Origin of the sequence: Gilliamella sp. wkB108, assembly GCF_001690195.1 — a bacterium.
Taxonomy (GTDB): Bacteria; Pseudomonadota; Gammaproteobacteria; order Enterobacterales; family Orbaceae; genus Gilliamella; species Gilliamella apicola_L.
Genome location: NZ_LZGM01000086.1, coordinates 1 through 619, shown reverse-complemented (window position 1 = coordinate 619; position 619 = coordinate 1). Strand labels below are relative to the sequence as shown.

1 protein-coding gene is annotated in these 619 nt (G+C 33.0%); it reads right to left on the bottom strand.

Features of this window, described 5'->3' with window-relative positions:
• A partial coding sequence (locus A9G11_RS09960; RefSeq protein ID WP_141674404.1) for a hypothetical protein occupies nucleotides 1-598 on the bottom strand: 598 nt, incomplete at its 3' end.
• Nucleotides 599-619 lie beyond the last annotated feature (21 nt).

The following is a 619-nucleotide window of genomic DNA, read 5'->3' as shown; positions in this document are numbered from 1 at the left end:
TTGTATTTTTAAAAAAAAGAACTTCTTCACTGTGTGGCCAGTATTCATATTCATGTTTAAAATAGGCTTTTAAAGTTTTTTTCTCAATGGAAATAATTTTCCCCATTTCCTTTATGACTTTAATATAGTTGGGTAAGGTAATAGCTTCTTCTATGGTGATAGGTTGTAGTTGTAAATTATCATCCAGAATAAAAAAGTGGTCACCGTTTTCAAGGTTTTTTAAGCTAGCTTGTTGCTGTTCATTGAGTAAGATATAGTCAGGTTTACGGCGATAAACCCAACGCTCTTTGATTTGATAATTATCACCAACGACAGTAATAAATAGACTCGTTTGAAATGGATAGTTAATTCGATGAGGGGCATTTTCAGCTTGCTCAAGAGTGATTGGGGGGAATAAAGGATAATGATGCCGTGGTTTAAAAGGACCTACAATAATGCGCGTAGATTCATAGAATGGTACATTGGGTTTGATCCCCATAGCACGAATTTCCAATCTTTTTGCAAAATCTAAAGGATTGATAGTATCCGTTATGAAGCTCCCTAATAGATAGAGAAATAAAAAAAATATAAATATGACTAACACTATTTTTTTAATCATTTTATTGAGTCCAATCGCTTC